Genomic DNA, 19472 nt, shown 5'->3' with positions numbered 1-19472 from the left:
CGGAGATCCTAAGGTAGGGGCATGCGGGCTAATGAGGAGGCGGCGGCGGCGCTGCAGGAATACGCGGAGCTGTTCGCGCTGAGCGGCGGCGACGCCTTCCGGGTGCGGAGCTACCAGAAGGCGGCCAAGGCGATCGCCGGGTTCCCCGAGGACATCTCGGAGGTCGACGTGCGCGGCGTCCCCGGCGTCGGGGAGGCCATCGCCAAGAAGATGGAGGAGTTCCTCCAGCGCGGCAGCTTCCGGCAGCTCGACGACCTGCGGGGCCGCGTGCCCGAGGGCGTGCGGCGGCTCACCCGGGTGCCCACGCTCGGCCCCAAGACGGCCATCATGCTGTTCGAGGACTACGGCATCGACTCCACGGTGGCGCTGGCCGAGGCCATCACCTCCGGCCGGCTCGACGGCGTCAAGGGCCTCGGCCCCAAGACGCTGGCCAACCTGCTCAAGGGCATCGAGCAGCTTGAGCAGGCGGGCCGCCGGGTGCACATCGGCGTCGCCATGGCGCTGGCCGAGCAGGTCATCGGCTCGCTCAAGACCGAGCGGGTGGCGTACGCGGGGTCGCTGCGGCGGATGAAGGACACGATCGGCGACATCGACATCCTGGCGGTGGCGCCCGAGTCGATCATGGCCGACTTCCGCGCGCAGCCCTACGTCGCCGACGTGATCGCCGCGGGCGAGAAGAAGACCTCGATCCGCACGACCTCCGGCGTCCAGGTCGACCTGCGCCTGATCCCGGCCGGGTCGTGGGGCGCGGCGATGCAGTACTTCACCGGCTCCAAGGAGCACAACGTGGCCATCAGGGAGATGGCGGTGAAGAAGGGCTGGAAGCTGTCCGAGTACGGGCTGTTCGAGGGCGAGCGGGTGATCGCCGCGGAGTCCGAGGAGGACATCTACGAGGCGCTCGGCATGCAGTTCGTGCCGCCGCCCATGCGGGAGGACGGCGGCGAGGTCAAGGCGGCGCTGCGCGGCGAGCTGCCGGTGCCGGTGGAGCTGGCCGACCTCAAGGGCGACCTGCACACCCACACCGACCTCACCGACGGCATCGCCTCCCTGGAGGACATGGTGGCCGCCGGCGCCGCGCGCGGCTACTCCTACTACGCGGTCACCGACCACGCGCCCGACCTGGCCATGCAGCGCATGACCCTGGACAAGGCGCTGGAGCAGCGCGGGCGGGTGGCGGAGCTGCAGAAGAAGTATCCGCGCATGCGCATCCTGCACGGGTCGGAGCTCAACATCGCGCCCGACGGGTCGGTCGACTGGCCGGGCGAGGTGCTGCGCGAGTTCGACGTGTGCGTGGCCTCCGTCCACTCGCACTTCGGCATGTCGCGGGAGGAGATGACCCGCCGGTTCATCACGGCCTGCGAGAACCCGTATGTCGACATCATCGGCCATCCGACCACCCGGAAGATCGGCAAGCGGCCGCCGGTCGACGCCGACTGGGACGCCGTCTTCCGGGCGGCCGCCCGTACGGGCACCGCGATGGAGATCGACTCCTACCCCGACCGCTCCGACCTGCCGGCCGACCTGGTGCGGCTGGCCAAGCACCACGGGGTGAAGTTCTCCATCGACAGCGACTCGCACGCGATCCCCCACCTGGCCCACCAGCGGTTCGGGGTCGGGATCGCGCAGCGGGCCTGGCTGACGAGCGACGACGTCATCAACACCTGGCCCCTCGACCGCCTCCTGGCCTTCCTGGGCCGCTGACCCACCGCCCATCCCGCGTCGGGGTGCCGGTCGGGTGCGGCCCGCACCCAGCGCGGGCCGCACCCGAGCCTCGACGGGGGCATCCGCCGCAGATGGTCGCGGCCCTGCTCCAGGAGCGGGCGTCCACCAGAATTCTGCTCTCAAATCCGGACTTAACACCATAAATCAGCACATTTGCCGCAACCGTGGAGTGGCGCCGCTCCAAGGAGTGTGGGCTGGCCTACACACCCGGCGCGCGGCCGAGCGGCACGCGCCGACCCCTCCGACGGACAACACGCGTACGGCTCCGCCGCGCGAGCAGCGCACCCAGACCCTTCTGGCGCCCGCGCGGACTACGTGCACATGGGCCCCGCGGGCAGCGCGCACGGCCTCACATGCGGACGGCGTACGCGGGCCCCCTCCCGAGGCGTACACAGGCCCCTCCCACGGACGGCATGCACACGGGCCGTGCCCGCAGGCGGTGCGCGCACGGCTCCGCCCGCGGACGGCGTGTGCAGCCCTCCCCCTACTAGCCGCCGTACCTGGATGGCTTCATTCGGCCAGGCGCGCCCGGACGACGCCGTCACTCGCCGACTCGGCCGCCGTCCGGGCCCCGGGCCGCAGGACCGGCAGCCCGGCCCGCAGCCGGTCCAGGAACTCGTCGACGTTCAGGCAGCGGTCCTCCGCGTCGACGACCTCGGGCACGAACGCCTCGACGATGCCGTCCCCGACGGCGAAGTCGGCGTCGTCGTCATCGTCGTCGTAATTGTTCACCCAGCGCCCGCCGGGGGCGTACACGTCCATGGCGTGGTCGTAGTCGATCACCCAAGGGGTGTCGACGGTCCCGGTCCGCAAAGAGCCGTGGTTGTACCAGCCGTAGACCAGGTGGGTGAAGGCGCCGTCGTGGATGTAGATCTCCGCTTCGCCGCCCTCCAGGGTCTCGGCCTCGGTGTGACCGCCGACGTACAGGCCGGGCCGGTCCTCATAGAGCGCGATCGGGCCGTTGACCTTCAGGTCGCCGGTGACCACGATCAACTCGACGTCGCCGCCGCGCAGTTCGTTGATGGCGTCCAGGAAATCCCCGTCGAGGGTGAGGTCGCCGTCGAAGAACAGCACCTCGTCGTAGCCGGGCGACGCTCCCGCACCCTCGAACACGGCGGACAACGCGCCGCCCAGACGGGCATCGGCATCGGCATAGGACAGGGATGCGGCGATGGCGGATATCGGCATGGGGAAGATCGTAAGTCCGTGTACTGACAATCCGGCGTGCGGCGTGTGCGGGGTTCCTCAGGAAGTGTGCGCGTGGCCCCGCCGACAGATGGCGCGCGCACGGTCGTCTCGGCAGATGACGCGCACAGGAGCCCTCCTGTGGTCGGTGCGCCAGGAAGCCGGTCCGGCAGCCCGCGCGGCACCCGTCCGGTGGAAGGGGACAGGGTCCGGCTGGTGGCGGGACAGCGCCCGGCCGTTGGCGGGTGTGCGCGTAGATCCTTCTGCTTCGCTAGCTTGGACGGCGATGGAGGACAACCAGCCCCCGCGCCCCGCAGCCCCGGACCCGGCCGCTGCGCCCCGGCCCGCCGACCCCGCCACCGGGCCAGCCCGCGATCCGGCCACCCCTCCCGCCGCCGCGCCTAATTCCAGCAAGGGTCCCGCCGCCGGTGGTTCCAGCAACGGTCCCGCCGCCGGCGGTTCCAGCAACGATCCCGCCGTCGGGGCGCCGGGCGGTCCTGCCGGGGCGTCCGCGCCGCGCCTCAGGACGGGGCGTCGGGGGCGGCGAGTGTGGAAGGTCGTCGTCGTCGCGCTGGCCGGGCTGGTGGTCGCCGCCGTCGGCGGGGTCGCCCTGGCCTATCCCTCGCTCGCCGCCACCACCTGCCCCGGCTGCTACGGCCTGATCGAGCTGAGCCCGGGGGTGCACGTCGAGGACGGCCTCACCCCCGCCCAGCGTGAGCGCGTCGGCGAGGTGGCCGACCAGGCCGCCCGCCGGGTCACCGCCTTCTACGGCGGCCGACTGAGCTCCCCCGGCCTCCTGGTCTGCCTGACCGAGGCGTGCTACCGGCGCATCGGCGGCGGCCAGGAGCGCGGCGTCGCGGTGCTCAACCGGTCGGTCATGCTCTCGCCGCGCGGCCTCGACCCGGTGATCGCCTCCCACGAGATGTCCCACGTCGAGCTGCACGCCAGGCTCGCCTCCTCCGCCGAGGTGCCGCAGTGGTTCGACGAGGGGCTGGCGGTGGTGGTCTCGGGCGACCCGCGCTACCTGGCCCCGGAGTCCGCGCCGGACCGCTGCCTGGTGGCGCCGTCCGGGCCGCTGCCGGTGACGCTGGAGGAGTGGCTGCGCACGGCGAGCGCCGACCCCGCCACGTACGCCAGGTCGGCCTGCCAGGTGAGCCGCTGGCTGGGCGAGAACGGCGGCCGCGCCGGGCTGCTCGGCCTGGTGACCAGGCTCAACGCCGGCGAGCCCTTCTCCGCCCTCGTCCGGACGCGCTGACGAACCACCTCGAAAGGCACGGTTGCCGCACCCGTGCCGCTGGGTAGGTCTTCGTACGGCTGGAACGGTCCCAGGATCGGGACAGCATTCGGCAAGCACGCGCACGCGGAGACAGCGCGAGGAGATTAAATGGTTTCCAGGTAGGAAATACGTCTTGCGAGAGGTGGCTCCCATGAAGCAAGTCGCGGCGACGATCGTCAAACCGCTGCCCGACCACCTGTTCCGGGTCCACGACGGGAACGCGGAGATGCGGTGGGAGGCGATGTCCGGGGTCGGCTACCACACGCCGAACGACCGCTTCTTCGTCCGGAACCACACCTCCACCCCGCTGATCGACGCCGCCGGGTGGCAGCTCCACCTGCACGGCGCCGGGCTGCGCGGGCCGCGCGCCTTCACCTACGACGAGCTGCTGTCGATGCCCTCGCGCACCCACGACGTGGCCATCGAGTGCGCCGGCAACGGCCGCGCGTTCTACGGCACCCAGCAGGGCGACCCCGCGCCCGGCACGCAGTGGGGTCTCGGGGCCGTCGGCGTGGCGAGGTGGCGCGGCGTGCCGCTGCGCGACCTGCTCGCCGAGGCCGGCCTGCGTCCCGAGGCCGTGGACGTGCTGCCCACCGGCCTCGACGCGCCCTTCGAGGACCACGGCCACGTCCGCCGCCCGCTGCCCATCGCCAAGGCGGTGCGCGACGTGCTCGTGGCGTACGAGATGAACGGCCGTCCGCTGCCGCCCGACCACGGGTTCCCGGTGCGGCTGGTGGTGCCGGGATGGGTGGGGATCGCCTCCATCAAGTGGCTGGGCGACATCGAGGTCTCGACCAGCAAGCTGTTCACGCCGTGGAACACCGTCTTCTACCGGGACGTCGCGGCGCAGCCCGTGAAGAGCGCCTTCGAGCTGCCCTGGGACGCCCGGCTGCCGATCCGCGGCCCGCACGCCTGGCGCGGCCGTCCGGGACCGCACGTGCTGCGCGGCCGGTCGTGGTCGGGGCGCGGGCGGATCGTCGCGGTCGAGGTCAGCTTCGACGGCGGGCAGTCCTGGCACCCGGCCGAGCATCACGGCCCGCACCTGGTCGGGGCGTGGTTGCCGTGGCACGTCCAGTGGGCGCCGAAGCACACCGGGCCCGCCGTGCTGATGGCCAGGGCCACCGACGAGACCGGCGCCACCCAGCCGCTGCGCACGCCCAAGCACCCCTTCGGCTACTCCTTCGACGCGGTCGTGCGGCATCCGGTGCAGGTGGTCAACGGATAGATAAGTGTCACGAACGCGGCTGAGCTGGCCGTTCATCAGAAAGTGGTTCGGAGGTGTGCATTTCATCTGAAAGACTCTCGCGGAAACGTTACGGAAATGACACCGTGCGAGGCTTTCGCACAAGACGAAGCACCCGTCGAAGCAGACGTCGAAGAACGCAACGAAGAAGGGAGAGCAGATGCGCCAGCTGACCCCGTTGGACGCCCAGTTCCTCCATGTCGAGTCCGAGACCACCGCGGCGCACGTCGCCGGGCTGGCGGTCCTCGACCCGGCCGGCGGCGCGGTGGACCGGGACGCGCTGGCCGAGCTGCTGCTGGACCGCGTCCACCTCTCCCCCGCGCTCAGCCTGCGCCTGGTCGAGGTGCCGTTCGGGCTCGACCGTCCCTACTGGTGCGCCGACCCGGACTTCGACCTGGCCAACCACCTGTTCGAGACGACGCTGCCGGCGCCCGGCGACGACGCCGCCCTGGCCGGGGCGGTGGCCGCGATCCACGAGCGCCGGCTCGACCGGTCGCGTCCGCTGTGGGAGATGCACCTGATCAAGGGGCTGGCGGGCGGCCGGGTCGCCGTCTACACGAAGGTGCACCACGCGGCCATCGACGGCGTGTCGGGCGCGGAGACCCTGGCGACCCTGCTCGACCTGAGCCCGGAGGGCGTGCGGGAGCGCGGGCCGCGCCCGGCGCCGCCGCGGCAGGACCCGCCGGGCCTGGTGGAGATGCTGGCCGGGGCCGCCGTGCGCTCGCTCACCCATCCGGTGCGCGCCGCCCGCTCGGTGGTCAGGGCCGCGGGCGACCTCGACGCGATCCCGCTGGCCGGCGCGCTGCCCGGCGCGCAGACGATCGCCAGGGCCGCCCGGCTGGTGACCGGCGACCAGAAGCAGCGCCCCGAGCTGCCGGGGCTCACCGCGCCGCGCACGCCGTTCAACGGGCCGATCAGCGCGCGGCGGGAGCTGTCGTTCGGGTCGGTGCCGCTGAAGGAGGTCAAGAAGGTCGCCAAGGCCAACGGCATCAGCGTCAACGACGTGGTGATGGCGCTGTGCGCCTCGGCGCTGCGGTCGTGGCTGGACGAACGGGACGCGCTGCCCGCCGAGCCGCTGGTGGTGGCCGTGCCGGTGTCGGTGCGTACGGGCGGCGCCACGGACGTGGTCGGGAACCAGATCTCGGCCATGGTGGCGCCGATGCCGACGAACGTCCCCGACGCCGGGGAACGGCTGCGGGCGGTCGGCGAGACCATGAGCAGGGCCAAGCGGCGCTTCGCCGTCGCGCCGGCGAGCTGGCTCGGCGAGCTGTGCTCGCTGCTGCCCGCGCCGGTCACCAGCCTGGCCACCCCGGCGATCTTCCGGCTGGCCGGGACGGCGTTCCCGCCGATCAACCTGATCATCAGCAACGTGCCGGGCCCGCAGTTCCCGCTCTACATGTGCGGCGGCCGGGTGCTGGCCTACTACCCGCTGTCGGTGCTGACCGACCTGTCCGGCGGCGTGAACATCACCTGCTTCTCCTACGACGGCATGCTCGACTTCGGCATCGTGGCCTGCCCCGAGCGCGTGGACGACGTGTGGGGCCTGCTCGGCCACCTGCGCGACGCCCTCGACGAGCTGCTAGCCGAGGGCGTGGGCGATGAGTTCGGCGACGGCGTCGGGGTCGATCTGGTGACCGGTTAGCTGGCAGAGGTTCTCCTGGTAGAGCAGCACGGCGGCGAACGTCGCCGCGGCCACCTCCAGGCGGGCCGCGTCGCCGCGCGTGCCGGGCAGCGCCAGCTCCAGCGCGAACCTGGCCCTGCTGATCAGCTCGCCGTTGAGCCGGCCGAGCCGCTCCTTGACCGAGCCGTGCGTGTCGGCCTCGCGGAACAGGATGCGCCGCATCGCCGGTGAGGCCCGCAGCGGCAGCCCGCGCGCCAGCCGGGCCAGCGTGCCGGCCGGGTCGCCGGGCACGGCGTCGACCTCCCGGCCCTCCTCGACCAGGGTGCGCTCGTCGACGAGGGCGACGAGCACGTCGATCTTCCGCGGGAAGTAGTGGAAGATCAGCCCTTTGGGGACTCTCGCGAGCCTGGCGATCACCGCGGTCGGAGTGGCTTCGTAGCCGCTGCCCGCGAACAGTTCCTCGGCCGCGTCCAGGATGCGCGTGCGCGCGTCACCGATCGACACAGCTCGCACCCTAACGCCACCTGCGGCTTCGTCGCCATCCCGCCGGGGCGAGAGCCTGCTGCCCTCCGACCGCCGTGTAGGATTGAGACGTAAATGTCTCATATTTGACGGAGTTGTCTCATGGTGGTGAGCCGGGAGCAGATCATGACCGCGGCGATCCAGCACCTCAACGAGCATCCGGCCGCCTCGATGGCCCAGCTCGCCGAGGCGGTGGGGATCAGCAGGGCCACGCTCCACCGGCAGTTCAGCAGCCGGGAGGAGCTGATGACGGCGCTCGGCCACCGCGCGCACGACCGGTGGCACGACCTCCAGGTGCGCGCGGACGTGCCGGCCGCCGCCGCCTCCGACGACCCGGGCGTGCTCCGCCGGGCCCTGGAGACCCTGCTGAAGGGGTGGATCGACGTGGCCGACGAGTACGGATTCGGCCTCACCGACTACGCGATGGCCGTGCACCCGGAGCTGCTGCGCCGCGCCGAGGAGCTGGAGGAGCGCGAGATCGCGCTCTTCGCCGCCGCTCAGCGGGCCGGCCTGCTGCGCGCCGACCTGCCGCCCCGCTGGATCAGCAACACGGTCTACGGCCTGCTCGTGGCCGTCCGGGAGAGCCTGCGACGCGGCGACGTCGCCCGCCGGGACGTCGCCAGGCTGCTGCGGGAGACGTTCCTGACCGGCGCGGGCGCCGGGGGGTGGTCGTGATGACGGTCACCGGCCTGTCGGCGCGCCGGCGGTGGGCGGGCCTGGCCGTGCTGTCGGCCAGCGTGCTGCTCGTGGTCATGGACATGACCGTGCTGAACGTCGCCCTGCCCGCGATCACCGAGGACCTGCGGCCGACCTCGGTCGAGCTGCTGTGGATGGTCGACGCGTACTCGCTGGTGCTGTCCGGGCTGCTGGTCACGGCGAGCGCGCTCGGCGACCGGTGGGGGCGCAAGCGCATGCTGCTGGCCGGGTTCACCGTGTTCGGGGTGGCCTCGACGGCGGTGCTGCTGGCCGACTCGGCCGCCGAGGTGATCGCCGTGCGGGCGCTGCTCGGGGTGGGCGGCGCGATGATCATGCCGTCCACGTTGTCGATGATCCGTAACCTGTTCACCGATCCGGGCGAGCGGGCCAGGGCGCTCGGCGTCTGGTCGGCGATGGCGGCGATGGGCGCGGCGCTCGGCCCGATCCTGGGCGGGTTCCTGCTGGAGCACTTCTCCTGGCAGTCGGCGTTCCTGGTGAACGTGCCCGTCATGGCGGCGGCCGTCGTCGCCGGGCTGCTCCTGCTGCCCGAGACGCGCAACCCCAGGCCGGGCCGGTGGGACGCACTGGCCACCGTCCTGTCGATGGCGGGCATGGCCGCGCTGCTGTACGCGGTCAAGACGTTCGGCAAGGACGGCCTGACCTCGCCCGCCGCCCTGGCCGCCACGGTCGTCGCGGCGGTCGCGCTGGGCTGGTTCGTGGTGCGGTGCGCGCGCCGGCCCGATCCGCTGCTGGAGATCAGACTGTTCCGCAGCGCGCCGTTCTCGGCGGGCGTGGTGACGGCGCTGACCACGTCGATCGCGATGGCCGCCGTGCTGCTGCTGCTCGCGCAGTGGATGCAGCTCGTCCAGGGGTACGCGCCGCTGGAGACGGGGGTGCGGCTGCTGCCGGCCGCGCTGGCCGCGCTGATCGCCTCGCCGCTCGCGCCGGTCCTGGCCGAACGCGTCGGTGCCCGGACGGTGCTGACGGGCGGGCTCGCGGTGACGGGGCTGGGCTTCCTGCTGGTGTGCCTGGCGCCGCAGCCGCTGGGCTACTGGCCGGTCGCCGTCGCGCTGGCGCTGATCGGCGCGGGCAACGGCGCGCTGGCCATCGCCTCGGCGGTGATCATGGCCGGTTCGCCGCCGGAGAAGTCGGGCAGCGCGGCGGCCATCGAGGAGACCAGCTACGAGGTGGGCGCGGCGCTCGGCGTGGCGGTGCTGGGCAGCGTGGCCGCCGCGGTCTACCGCAACGCCCTGGACTACGCGGGCCCCGGCGCGGACGCGGCGCGCGAGTCGCTGGGCGGCGCGCTCGACGTGGCCGCCGAGCTCGGGGCGCAGGGGGCGCGGCTGGTGGAGACGGCCAGGGCCGCCTTCACCGACTCGCTGGCGCTGACCTCGGGGGCGGGGGCGGCGCTGATGCTGGCCGGCGCGCTGGTGGTCTGGCTGCTCACCCCGCGCGCCCTCGACCTGGCCTCCGTGGAGCACTGACCGCACGTCTCCCACCAGCACGGACGTGACCGGGGCGCCGTCCGTGCCTGTTCGCGGGGGGCACGGATAATGGCCGTATGAGATCAATAGGCACGACGGACCTGTCCGTTTTCCCGATATCGCTCGGCACCAACGTCTTCGGCTGGACCGCGGACAAGGAGACCTCGTTCGCGATCCTCGACGCCTACGTCGAGGGCGGCGGCAACTTCATCGACACGGCCGACGTCTACCCCCACTGGGTGACCGGCGAGTCCACGTCCGAGCTGATCATCGGCGAGTGGATGGCCGACCGCGGCAACCGGGACTCGGTGGTCGTGGCCACCAAGGTCGGCATGCTGGAGGGGCTGGAAGGGCTGGCCCCCGCCACCATCCGGACGGCCGTCGAGGACTCGCTGCGCCGCCTGCGCACCGACTACATCGACCTGTACTGGGCGCACGTGGACGACCGCGACACGCCCCTGGTGGAGTCGCTGGCCGCCTTCGACGCCCTGGTCAAGGAGGGCAAGGTGCGCCAGATCGGCGCGTCCAACTACGGGCCGGCCCGGCTGGCCGAGGCCCTGCGCATCTCCCGGGACGAGGGGCTGGCCGCGTACGTCGCGCTCCAGCAGCCGTACAACCTGGTCGACCGGGGGTACGAGGGCGAGCTGCGGGACGTGGTGGCCTCGGCCGGCCTGTCGAGCACGCCGTACTTCGGGCTGGCCCGCGGGTTCCTGACCGGCAAGTACCAGCCGGGCGTCACGGTCGACAGCCCGCGGGCCGGGAAGGCGGCCGAGTACCTGGAGACCGAGCACGGGCGCAGGACGCTCGAAGGGCTGCTGAAGGTGGCGGCCGAGCGCGGCGCCGAGCCCGCCTCCGTGGCGCTGGCCTGGCTGGCCGCCCAGCCCACGGTCACCGCGCCGATCGCCAGCGCGCGCGACCCCCGCCAGCTCAAGCCGCTGCTGGCGGCGGCGGAGCTGGAGCTGAGCGGGGAGGAGCTGACCCTCCTCGACGAGGCCTCCCGCCCCTGACACCACGAACCAGGGTGGCAGGCGGCCCCGGGCCGGCAGGTCAGTGCGCGCGGCCGGCCAGGGAGAGGCAGAGCTCCTTGAGCTGGGCGGCGGCCGGCAGGCATTCGTCCAGCACGTCCAGCGCCGCGGTCAGGTGCCGGGCGGCCAGCCGGTCGGCGGCGTCCCGGCCGCCCGCCTCCTCGATCAGGCAGGCGGTCAGGGTCAGGGCCGCGTCGTCGGTCTCGCCGGCGGCGAGCGCGTCGGCCAGGCGGCCGGCGGCGGGCTTCCCCGAGCCCAGCGCGGCCAGGATCGGGACGGTCTTCTTGCGCGATCGCAGGTCACTGTGCACCGGCTTGCCGGTGACCTGCGGATCCCCCCAGATCCCCAGCACGTCGTCGGCGATCTGGAAGGCCACGCCGAGCTCCACCCCCATGGCCCACATGCGCTCGGACAGCTCGGGCCGGCCCCCAAGCGCGACCCCCGCCGCGGCGGCCGCCCCCAGCAGCGCGCCGGTCTTGCCCGCCGCCATCTCGGTGTACTCGGCCATGCTCACCTCCCCGGGCCCGCTCCAGGGACGGCTCTCGAACGCCATGTCGGCCGTCTGGCCCTGGACCAGCTCGACGAGGGCTCGCGACAGGTAGCCCATCGCCTCCGGACGGTCGGCGAGCCGGGCCACGGCCAGGGCCAGCAGCGCATCCCCGGCCAGGAGGGCCGGCCCCACCCCGTACGCCTTCCACAGGGCGTCCCGGTGCCTGCGTCTTTCGTCCTGGTCGATGATGTCGTCGTGCACGAGGGAGAAGGCGTGCACGAGCTCGACCGCGACGGCCCCCGGCAGCGCGGACTCGGCGGTGCCGCCGGCGGCCTCGGCGCTGAGAAGGGCGACGGCCGGTCGCACGCTCTTGCCGCCCGCACCCTCGTACGGGCGCCCCTCGGCGTCCGACCAGCCCAGGGTGTAGGAGACCATGTCGGCTCCCCGCGGGTGGAGGCGGGAGACGGCGGCGCGCATGGCGGGCTCCACCAGGCGGCGGCAGCGCGCGATCACGTCGGTGTCCGGCAGGGACGGTCCGGTGCGGCTGAGGTTCACAAGATGTTCCCGTCAAACTTCGATCTTGAATGTCTATGTACGGTCATGTGATACTCCAGCCTGAGTTTAACTTTCGTCATTAAATGTCCGTTATGTAAGACGGGCGCAGAGGAGACACGCCCGTGGCGGACAATGCCACTGCCACCAGAACTGTCCCTTTCCTCGGCAGGCTCAGCAGACACCACCGCATCCCGGTACACGCGCTGGAAGAGGCCGGCGCCGAGGCCGGCGGCCGGGTCGTACGGCTCAACATGGGCCCCTTCCGTCCCTACCTCGTCACCCACCCCGACCACGTCGAGCACGTGCTCACGGTCCGCCAGGCCAACTACGTGCGCGCGGGCATGTTCTGGGACCCGCTCGTGCCCCTGCTCGGCGAGAGCATCCTGTCCGACGGCGAGAACTGGGCCGACAGCCGCCGGATCCTCCAGCCGCTGTTCACCGCCCGGCGCGTCAACGCCATGGCGGAGAACATGGCCCGGATCATGGACGAGCTGATCGAGACGACCGTCGTCCCCGGACGGCCGTTCGACGTGACCGAAGGCATGGGCGCCCTGGTGCACCCGGTGATCGTGCGGCTGTTCTTCGGGGCGAAGATCTCCATGGCGGACATCGACCGGCTGGCGCCGGCCTATGACGTCGCCGTCACCGCCAAGGCGCTGCGCCTGGTGCTGCCGTTCGTGCCGCACCGGGTGCCGCTGCCGGGCGACCGGGCGTTCAGGCGAGCGATCAAGACCATCGACGAGGTCGTCTACGGCTGCATCGCGCGGGCCCGCCACGAGGAAGGCGACGACGTGATCTCGCGCCTGGTCAGAGCGAGGGCGGACGACGGCGGCGACGGCCGCATCAGGGACGACCTCGTCGCCATGCACGGCGCCTCCACCGAGACCACCACCACCGCGATGTCCTGGGTCTGGCCGACGCTCCAGGCGCATCCGGAGATCGCCGCGAAGGTGTACGAAGAGGTGGACCGCGTGGTGGGCGACGAGCCAGTCGGCATCGCCCACCTGCCGCACCTGCGGTACCTGAAGATGTTCGTCAGCGAGCTGCTGCGGCTCTACCCCCCCGGCTGGCTCCTGCCCCGCAGGACCGTCGAGGCCGACGTGGTCGGCGGGGTCGGCGTCGAGGCCGGCTCCACGATGATCCTCAGCCCCTACCTGACGCACCGGCTGCCGGAGTTCTGGGACCGCCCCGCCACGTTCGACCCCGGACGCTTCGCCCCCGGCGGGGACGCCCGGCGGCACCGCTACGCCTACTGGCCCTTCGCCGCCGGGCCGCACGTGTGCCTGGGACAGCACCTGTTCGCGTTGAAGGCGCCGCTGCTCATCGCCGGCATCCTGCGCAGGTACCGCCCCCACGTGCACCTCGACCGGCCGATCGTGCCGCGCCTGGCCTCCACGCTGCGCCCGCCGCACGGATTGACCATGACACTGGAGAAGCGACGGTGAACCCCTTCGACATCGGCCGCGCCTGCGCCCTGGCCGTGGCCGGCGGGCGGGAACTGGCCGGGCACGCCGCGCGCTTCGGTGACCTGTTCCCCGCCGGCGCCTTCGACGCCGGGCTGCACCTGTCCCTGGGCCTCGCCGGCGCCTTCGGCTCGCCCTTGGCGACCGCCGCCGAGCTGCGGGCCGTCAACCGGGCCTCGCTGCTGGTGTTCGCGGTGGACCGGCTGATCGACCACGAGGCCGGCACGCGCGAGGAGGTCGCGGCGCTGATCGGCGACTGCCTGTCGGAGTCCCCCGCCGGGCCGGCCGGCGCGTTCGCCGCCGACCTGCGGGCGGAGCTGGACACCACGCCGGAGCTCGCGTCGGCCTGGCGTGACCGGCTCGCGCGCATGCTCGCGGCCATGGCCCGCGAATGGGAGTGGAGCCGCGCGGACGAGCCGCCCGCCGTCGAGGAGTACCTGGCCAACGCCGACAGCTGCGGCGCCTCCTTCGTGGCCGTCTCGCACTGGATCGCCACCGGCCAGGTGGGCGCGCCGGGTGACCTTGAGGTCCTGCGCCCGGCGGACGAGGCGGTGCAGCGCTACCTGCGTCTGCTCAACGACCTGGCCACGCACCACCGGGAACGGGCGTACGGCGACTTCAACGCGTTCACCCTAGGCCTGACCCACGACGAGGTGACCGAGCGGATGGCCGTGCTGGCCCGCGAGGCGCACGCGCTGATCGAACCGCTGCGCGGCGACCATCCGCGCCCGGCCGACTACCTGGCATGGCAGATCGACTACAGCACAGGCTTCTACGGCCTGTCCGACTTCTGGGCGGCGACGTGAACCTCTCCGAACAGGCCTGTCTCCTGGTCAACGAGCTGATGGCCACGCCGTGGGGCCAGGTGTCGCCGTCGGTCTACGAGACCGGCCGCCTGGTCACGCTCGCCCCCGGCCTGGCCGGGCACCGGGAGCGGGTGGCATACCTGCTGGCGGAGCAGCACGGCGACGGCGCCTGGGGCGCGCCCGACGGCTACGGGCTGGTGCCCACGCTGAGCGCCACGGAGGCCCTGCTCACGGCGATCGCGCGCGGCGACGGCGACGACGGCCTCCTGCTCCCGGCCGCCAAGGCCGGGCTGGAGGCGTTGCGTCCCATGCTGGCCGCGGCGTCGGAGCCGCCGGACACGCCGGCCATCGACCTGATCGTCCCCGCCCTCGTCGAGCTGGTGAACCGCCACCGTCCGGAGGGCTCCCCGCTGCCGCTGCCCCCCACCATGGACACCACCCGGCTCACCCGGGTCAGGCGGCTGCTGGCGTCCGGCGCCGAGCCGCCGCAGAAGGTCCAGCACGTGCTGGAGGTCGTCGGGGCGACGGGGGCGATACGACCGGCGCCGATCGGCACCGTCGGCGCCTCGCCCGCGGCCACCGCCGCCTGGCTGTCGGCCCGGCCCGATCCCGAGGCCGCGGGCCCGGCCCTCCACCACCTGCGGGCCGTCGCCGGACGGTACGGCGGCCCGGTGCCGGTGGGGCTGCCGATCACCGTCTTCGAGCGGGCCTGGGTGCTGAGCTGGCTGCTCAGGGCTGGCGTCCCCGTGGACGTGCCGCCGGAGATGACGGCCGACCTGTGGGCCGCGATCGGGCCCGCGGGCACCCCAGCCGGGGCCGGTCTGCCCGCCGACGCCGACACCACCAGCGTCGCGCTCTACGCCCTGGCCCTGCTCGGGGTCCCGTACGAGCCCTCGTCGCTGACGACGTTCGACACCGGCGCGCACTTCTGCACCTGGCAGGGGGAGGACGGCACGTCCGTCAGCGTCAACGCCCACGTGCTGGACGCGCTCGGCCAGTACGCGCGGGTCAGGCCGGCGGCCGGGGAGGCGTACCGGCCACGGATCGAGCGGGTGGCGAGGTGGCTGGCCGAGCGGCAGCGGCCCGACGGGAGCTGGAGCGACAGGTGGCACGCCTCCCCGTACTACGCCACGTTGAGCTGCATGCTGGCGCTCGGCGAGTTCGGCGGCGCCCGATACGCCGGGGCCGTGCGCAAGGGGCGGGAGTGGATCCTGTCCACGCAGCGGGCCGACGGATCCTGGGGCCGGTGGGCGGGCAGGCCGGAGGAGACGGCGTACGGGATGCAGGCCCTCCTGCTGGCCGGCCCCGAGCCGGACGAACGGTGCGCAGGGGCGGCGCGGCGCGGTTATGAGTACCTGAATCGGACAGCTAATTTATCCGACTATCCTCCGTTGTGGCATGACAAGGAGCTTTACTCGCCGACAGCCATCGTGCGGGCAGCGGTCATCGCCGCTCAGCATGTCACGATATGTAGCACCGAAGGAAATTCCAGATGCGAAAACAGGACATAATACCCTTTATGGTGCCCTAGCGTGTTGAGGCAGTATTCCTGCGTTGCTAGGGTGATCCGAGTGCCGGATTCCTGGAGTGCCCCTTTTTCCGCCTTGACATGGCCTGCTGACCCCGCGGTCTTTTCTTCCGGAGGGCTTCATGCGCTTCCGTAATGCCAGTGTCCGGGCCAAAGTCACGGCGCTTATCGTGTCGCTCACGCTGTTGTGGGTGTTCGCGGCCTGGGTCACGCTGCGGGAAGGCGTCAACCTGCTCGGGGCCGCGACGGTCGACGGCAGGATCGTCGAGCCGAGCGAGCCGCTGCTGGTGGAGCTCCAGCGCGAGCGCCGGCTGACCGTCGCCCACCTCGGCACCGGATCCCGCGTCGTGGACAAGGGCATGCGCGACCAGCGAGCCAGGACCGACTCCCTGCGCGCCGAGTTCACCTCCATGGCCCAGGGCAACGTCGTCGACCTCGCCGCCGAAGACTCGCTCGTCCAGCGCATCGCCGCGGTCAACGCCGAGCTGGACAAGCTCGTGGCCGCGCGCAAGGCGATCGACGCCGGCAAGACGGAACCGTCCCGGGCGGCGCAGCAGTACAACACCACGATCGACGCGATGTACCGCATGTACGACTCCGTGGCCGCCTTCGACGACAAGGACATCGCCGCGGACGGCCGCGCGCTGTCGGACATGCACCGCTCCCGGGAGTTCCTGGCCCGCGAGGACTCGCTGCTGTCCGGGGTGTTCGCCAAGGGCGGGTTCACCGCCGACGACCACGCCGAGTTCCTCAGGATGTCGGCCGTCTTCCACTACACGCTGACCGACGCGCTGAACCAGCTGCCCGACGAGGACCGGGCCACCTTCGACGCCTGGCTGAAGAGCGAGCCCGTCGTCCGGCTGCAGACCATGGAGGCGCAGCTCATCCGGCACGAACCGGGAGCGGGTCCGCTTCCGGTGAGCGGCGAGAGCTGGCGCGTGGCGGCCGACGCGACGCTCTCCGGCATGCACGCGCAGGTGGTCGCGGGCGGTGACCGCCTGTTCGACCGGATCGTCCCCGTCGCGATCGGCGTCATCGTGCGGCTGCTCCTGGCCGGTGGTCTCGGCCTGATCGCCGTCATCGCCTCGATCGTGTTGTCCATCACCACGACCAGGCAGTTGCTCGCCCAGCTCAAGAAGCTGCGCGACGCCGCGCACGAGCTGTCCGACGAGCGCCTGCCCGGCATCGTCGAGCGCATCGGCCACGGCGAGGAGGTGGACGTCGCCAAGGAGGCGCCCGCGCTGGAGTTCGGCGACGACGAGATCGGCCAGGTGGGCCAGGCGTTCAACACCATGCAGCACACCGCCGTCAGCGTCGCGGCCGAGCAGGCCGAGCTGCGCCGCAGCATCCGCGACATCCTGCTCAGCCTCGCCCGCCGCACCCAGGGCCTGGTGCACCGGCAGCTCACCGTCCTCGACGTGATGGAGCGCCGGGAGACCGACCCCGAGGAGCTGAAGGAGCTCTTCCGCCTGGACCACCTGGCCATCCGGATGCGGCGCAACGCCGAGAACCTGATCGTCCTGTCCGGTTCGTCGCCCGCCCGTACGTGGCGGCGGGCCGTCCCCATGGTGGACGTGGTGCGCGGCGCGCTGGCCGAGGTCGAGGACTACACCCGCGTCACGCTCATGCCGATGGGCGAGGTCGTGCTCGTCGGCCGGGCCGTCGGTGACGTCATCCACCTGCTGGCCGAGCTGATCGAGAACGCCGTGTCGTTCTCGCCGCCGTACACGAACGTGCAGGTCAGCGGCCAGCTCGTGGCCAACGGGTACGTCATCGAGATCGAGGACCGCGGGCTCGGCATGAAGCCCGAGGACCTCGACGCGGCCAACGAGCGCATCGCCGACCCGCCGGAGTTCCGCATCTCCGGCACCGCGCGGCTGGGGCTCTACGTGGTCAGCCAGCTCGCCCGGCGGCACGACATCCAGGTCGTGCTCAAGCCCTCCCCGTACGGGGGCACCACGGTCGTGGTGCTGCTGCCGCAGGAGCTCGTCGAGCTCGACCCGGCGCCGCGGCACCCCGAGGGCGACACCCGGCCGAGCCTGCCGCGCCGGACGAGCACCGGGACCACGCTGGCGACGGTCGCGCGGCCCGCCGAGAACGTGCGCACCCTGACCCCGCCGCGTCCCGCCCCCATGTCCGCCCCGCTCCACGCGGTGGCCACCCCCTTCCCGGCACCAGCACCCTCGCCTTCACCTGAACCAGAACCGCCCGCGGAACCGGAGCAGCAGCCTGTGACCGAGTTCACGCCGTCCGGCCTGCCGTTCCGAGTCCCTCAGGCCAACCTGGCGCCAGCGCTGCGGGACGACACGCCGACGCAGCCCGACTTCGAGGAGGACGATGACGAGCGCTCGCCCGAGGAGATCCGCGCCATGATGGGATCCCTGCAGTCAGGCACCCGTCTTGGCCGCAACGAGGCGGCCAGGCTGATGGAAGAGCAGCCGGGAGGCGAGGCATGACCGCCGCGGCCCGGCTCCCGACGGGAGGCCCGACATGACGCCCACCGCGGGCACCGACCTCAACTGGCTGCTCGACGACCTGATCGGCCGGATCAAGGAGGCCGAGCACGCCATCGTGCTGTCCTCCGACGGCCTGCTCATGGCCTCGTCCGCCGGTCTGCAGCGCACCGACGGGGAGCACCTGTCGGCCGTCGCCTCCGGCCTGCAGAGCCTGGCCAAGGGCGTCGCGGACCACATCGCCGGCGGCGCGGTGCGGCAGACGGTCGTGGAGTGGAAGTCGCAGTTCCTGATCGTGACGACCGCGGGCGAACGCGCCTGCCTGGCCGTGCTGTGCGCCCAGAACGCCGACATCGGGCTGGTGGCGTACGAGATGGCGATGCTGGTGGCGCGGGTCGGCCAGTACCTCACCTCCGGTGCGCGCAACGCCGAGGCCGTCGCCAGGAGCGACCGGTGAGCACCACGGAGGAGTCCACGGACGAACACTGGATAGATCCGGAGATCATCCGGCCCTACGTCGTCACGCGCGGGCGGACCCAGCCCGCGCACGGCAAGTTCGACCTCATCTCCATGGCGCTGGCGGTGGGTCCGCCGCCGGGCCCCGACGCCGGGCTGGACCCCGAACACCTGCGCATTCTCCAGCTCTGCCGTGAACCCAAGTCCGTCGCCGAGATAGCCGCGCACCTCAACCTGCCGGCCGGCACGATCCGCGTGCTGCTCGGCGACCTGTTCGACCGCGAACTCGTCTCTGCCCAGGAACCGCAATCCGAGGTGGACATGCATGACATGAAGATGTACAGGGCGGTGCTCGATGGTCTTCGCTCGCTCTGAGCGCCCGCGCCTCCCGACGGCGATCAAGATCCTGATCGCCGGAGGGTTCGGGGCGGGCAAGACGACGATGGTCGGAGCCGTGTCCGAGACCCGGCCGTTGCGCACCGAGGAGGTGCTGACCGACCGCAGCGTGGGCGTCGACGACCTGACCTCCGTGGAGGCCAAGCGCACCACCACGGTGGCCATGGACTTCGGGCGCATCACCCTGGGCACCGACTACGTCCTGTACCTGTTCGGCACCCCCGGGCAGGAACGTTTCTGGTTCGTGTGGGACGAGCTGGCCGAGGGCTCCCTGGGGGCCGTCATCCTGGCCGACACCCGCCGCCTGGCCGACTGCTTCCCCTCGGTCGACTACTTCGAGCGGCGCGGGACGCCGTTCGTGGTGGCGGTGAACTGCTTCGAGGGGTCGCCGACGTTCGAGCTGGACGAGGTGCGGCTGGCGCTGCAGCTCAACCCGTCGATCCCGATCGTGATGTGCGACGCGCGGAAGCGGGACTCCAGCCGCGAGGTGCTGATCACCCTGGTCAAGCACTCGGCCCGGCTACGCGCGGAGCCGGTCGGAAGCTGACCGG

Annotated in this window: 17 protein-coding genes; 14 read left to right on the top strand and 3 right to left on the bottom strand. The window is 72.3% G+C overall.

Annotated features, from left to right (window positions below):
• Window positions 1-21: 21 nt before the first annotated feature.
• Window positions 22-1701: a DNA polymerase/3'-5' exonuclease PolX gene (gene polX, locus ACIBK9_RS39395; RefSeq protein ID WP_397163900.1), complete on the top strand. Its 1680-nt coding sequence runs from the start codon at window positions 22-24 to the stop codon at window positions 1699-1701.
• Window positions 1702-2232: 531 nt separating this feature from the next.
• Here the strand turns inward: polX and ACIBK9_RS39390 are convergent.
• Window positions 2233-2910 (bottom strand): hypothetical protein, encoded by a 678-nt coding sequence (locus ACIBK9_RS39390; RefSeq protein WP_397163898.1) that lies wholly within the window; start codon window positions 2908-2910, stop codon window positions 2233-2235.
• A gap of 544 nt (window positions 2911-3454) precedes the next feature.
• Here ACIBK9_RS39390 and ACIBK9_RS39385 point away from each other — a divergent pair.
• The 3 genes from ACIBK9_RS39385 to ACIBK9_RS39375 all read left to right on the top strand — a co-directional run bounded on the left by ACIBK9_RS39385 (window position 3455) and on the right by ACIBK9_RS39375 (window position 7068).
• Complete coding sequence (locus ACIBK9_RS39385; RefSeq protein ID WP_397163896.1) at window positions 3455-4162, top strand: hypothetical protein; 708 nt, start codon at window positions 3455-3457, stop codon at window positions 4160-4162.
• A gap of 172 nt (window positions 4163-4334) precedes the next feature.
• Window positions 4335-5408, top strand: coding sequence for a sulfite oxidase (locus tag ACIBK9_RS39380; protein ID WP_397163894.1), 1074 nt, complete (start codon window positions 4335-4337; stop codon window positions 5406-5408).
• A 178-nt stretch (window positions 5409-5586) separates the two neighbouring features.
• The gene (locus ACIBK9_RS39375; protein WP_397163892.1) at window positions 5587-7068 is read left to right on the top strand and encodes a wax ester/triacylglycerol synthase family O-acyltransferase; all 1482 of its coding nucleotides are present in this window, start codon (window positions 5587-5589) and stop codon (window positions 7066-7068) included.
• Here ACIBK9_RS39375 and ACIBK9_RS39370 read toward each other — a convergent pair.
• Window positions 7006-7551: a TetR/AcrR family transcriptional regulator gene (locus ACIBK9_RS39370; RefSeq protein ID WP_397163891.1), complete on the bottom strand. Its 546-nt coding sequence runs from the start codon at window positions 7549-7551 to the stop codon at window positions 7006-7008. The genes ACIBK9_RS39375 and ACIBK9_RS39370 overlap by 63 nt on opposite strands.
• 120 nt (window positions 7552-7671) lie before the next feature.
• Here ACIBK9_RS39370 and ACIBK9_RS39365 point away from each other — a divergent pair, with 120 nt between their 5' ends.
• The 3 genes from ACIBK9_RS39365 (at window position 7672) to ACIBK9_RS39355 (ending at window position 10756) form a co-directional block, all read left to right on the top strand.
• Window positions 7672-8244, top strand: coding sequence for a TetR/AcrR family transcriptional regulator (locus ACIBK9_RS39365; RefSeq protein WP_397163890.1), 573 nt, complete (start codon window positions 7672-7674; stop codon window positions 8242-8244).
• Window positions 8244-9749: an MFS transporter gene (locus ACIBK9_RS39360; protein WP_397163888.1), complete on the top strand. Its 1506-nt coding sequence runs from the start codon at window positions 8244-8246 to the stop codon at window positions 9747-9749. Before ACIBK9_RS39365 ends, ACIBK9_RS39360 begins: the two co-directional genes overlap by 1 nt.
• Window positions 9750-9826: 77 nt before the next feature.
• On the top strand, window positions 9827-10756 hold the full coding sequence (locus ACIBK9_RS39355; protein WP_397163887.1) for an aldo/keto reductase: 930 nt from the start codon (window positions 9827-9829) through the stop codon (window positions 10754-10756).
• Between the two features lie 40 nt (window positions 10757-10796).
• Here the strand turns inward: ACIBK9_RS39355 and ACIBK9_RS39350 are convergent, their stop codons facing one another.
• Window positions 10797-11819: a polyprenyl synthetase family protein gene (locus ACIBK9_RS39350; RefSeq protein WP_397163885.1), complete on the bottom strand. Its 1023-nt coding sequence runs from the start codon at window positions 11817-11819 to the stop codon at window positions 10797-10799.
• Window positions 11820-11941: 122 nt separating this feature from the next.
• Between ACIBK9_RS39350 and ACIBK9_RS39345 the strand changes: the two genes are divergently transcribed.
• From ACIBK9_RS39345 to ACIBK9_RS39315, 7 genes are all read left to right on the top strand, one after another.
• Window positions 11942-13264: a cytochrome P450 gene (locus ACIBK9_RS39345; RefSeq protein WP_397163883.1), complete on the top strand. Its 1323-nt coding sequence runs from the start codon at window positions 11942-11944 to the stop codon at window positions 13262-13264.
• Entirely contained in the window at window positions 13261-14088 is an 828-nt protein-coding gene (locus tag ACIBK9_RS39340; protein WP_397163881.1) for a hypothetical protein, read from the top strand. The genes ACIBK9_RS39345 and ACIBK9_RS39340 overlap by 4 nt, the downstream gene beginning before the upstream one ends.
• Entirely contained in the window at window positions 14085-15599 is a 1515-nt protein-coding gene (locus tag ACIBK9_RS39335; RefSeq protein ID WP_397163879.1) for a prenyltransferase/squalene oxidase repeat-containing protein, read from the top strand. The genes ACIBK9_RS39340 and ACIBK9_RS39335 overlap by 4 nt, the downstream gene beginning before the upstream one ends.
• 187 nt (window positions 15600-15786) lie before the next feature.
• Window positions 15787-18072: a nitrate- and nitrite sensing domain-containing protein gene (locus ACIBK9_RS39330; protein WP_397163877.1), complete on the top strand. Its 2286-nt coding sequence runs from the start codon at window positions 15787-15789 to the stop codon at window positions 18070-18072.
• 34 nt (window positions 18073-18106) lie between these two features.
• The gene (locus ACIBK9_RS39325; protein ID WP_358285281.1) at window positions 18107-18526 is read left to right on the top strand and encodes a roadblock/LC7 domain-containing protein; all 420 of its coding nucleotides are present in this window, start codon (window positions 18107-18109) and stop codon (window positions 18524-18526) included.
• A complete protein-coding gene (locus tag ACIBK9_RS39320; RefSeq protein ID WP_352356948.1) occupies window positions 18523-18900 on the top strand; it encodes a DUF742 domain-containing protein in 378 nt (125 codons plus the stop codon). The genes ACIBK9_RS39325 and ACIBK9_RS39320 overlap by 4 nt, the downstream gene beginning before the upstream one ends.
• Window positions 18881-19468: an ATP/GTP-binding protein gene (locus tag ACIBK9_RS39315; RefSeq protein ID WP_352324453.1), complete on the top strand. Its 588-nt coding sequence runs from the start codon at window positions 18881-18883 to the stop codon at window positions 19466-19468. Before ACIBK9_RS39320 ends, ACIBK9_RS39315 begins: the two co-directional genes overlap by 20 nt.
• The last annotated feature ends 4 nt before the right edge of the window (window positions 19469-19472 follow it).

The organism is Nonomuraea sp. NPDC050227, assembly GCF_044459705.1.
GTDB lineage: Bacteria > Actinomycetota > Actinomycetes > Streptosporangiales > Streptosporangiaceae > Nonomuraea.
Note: the sequence above shows the minus strand (reverse complement) of the source record. Positions and strands in the feature narration are given on the sequence as shown.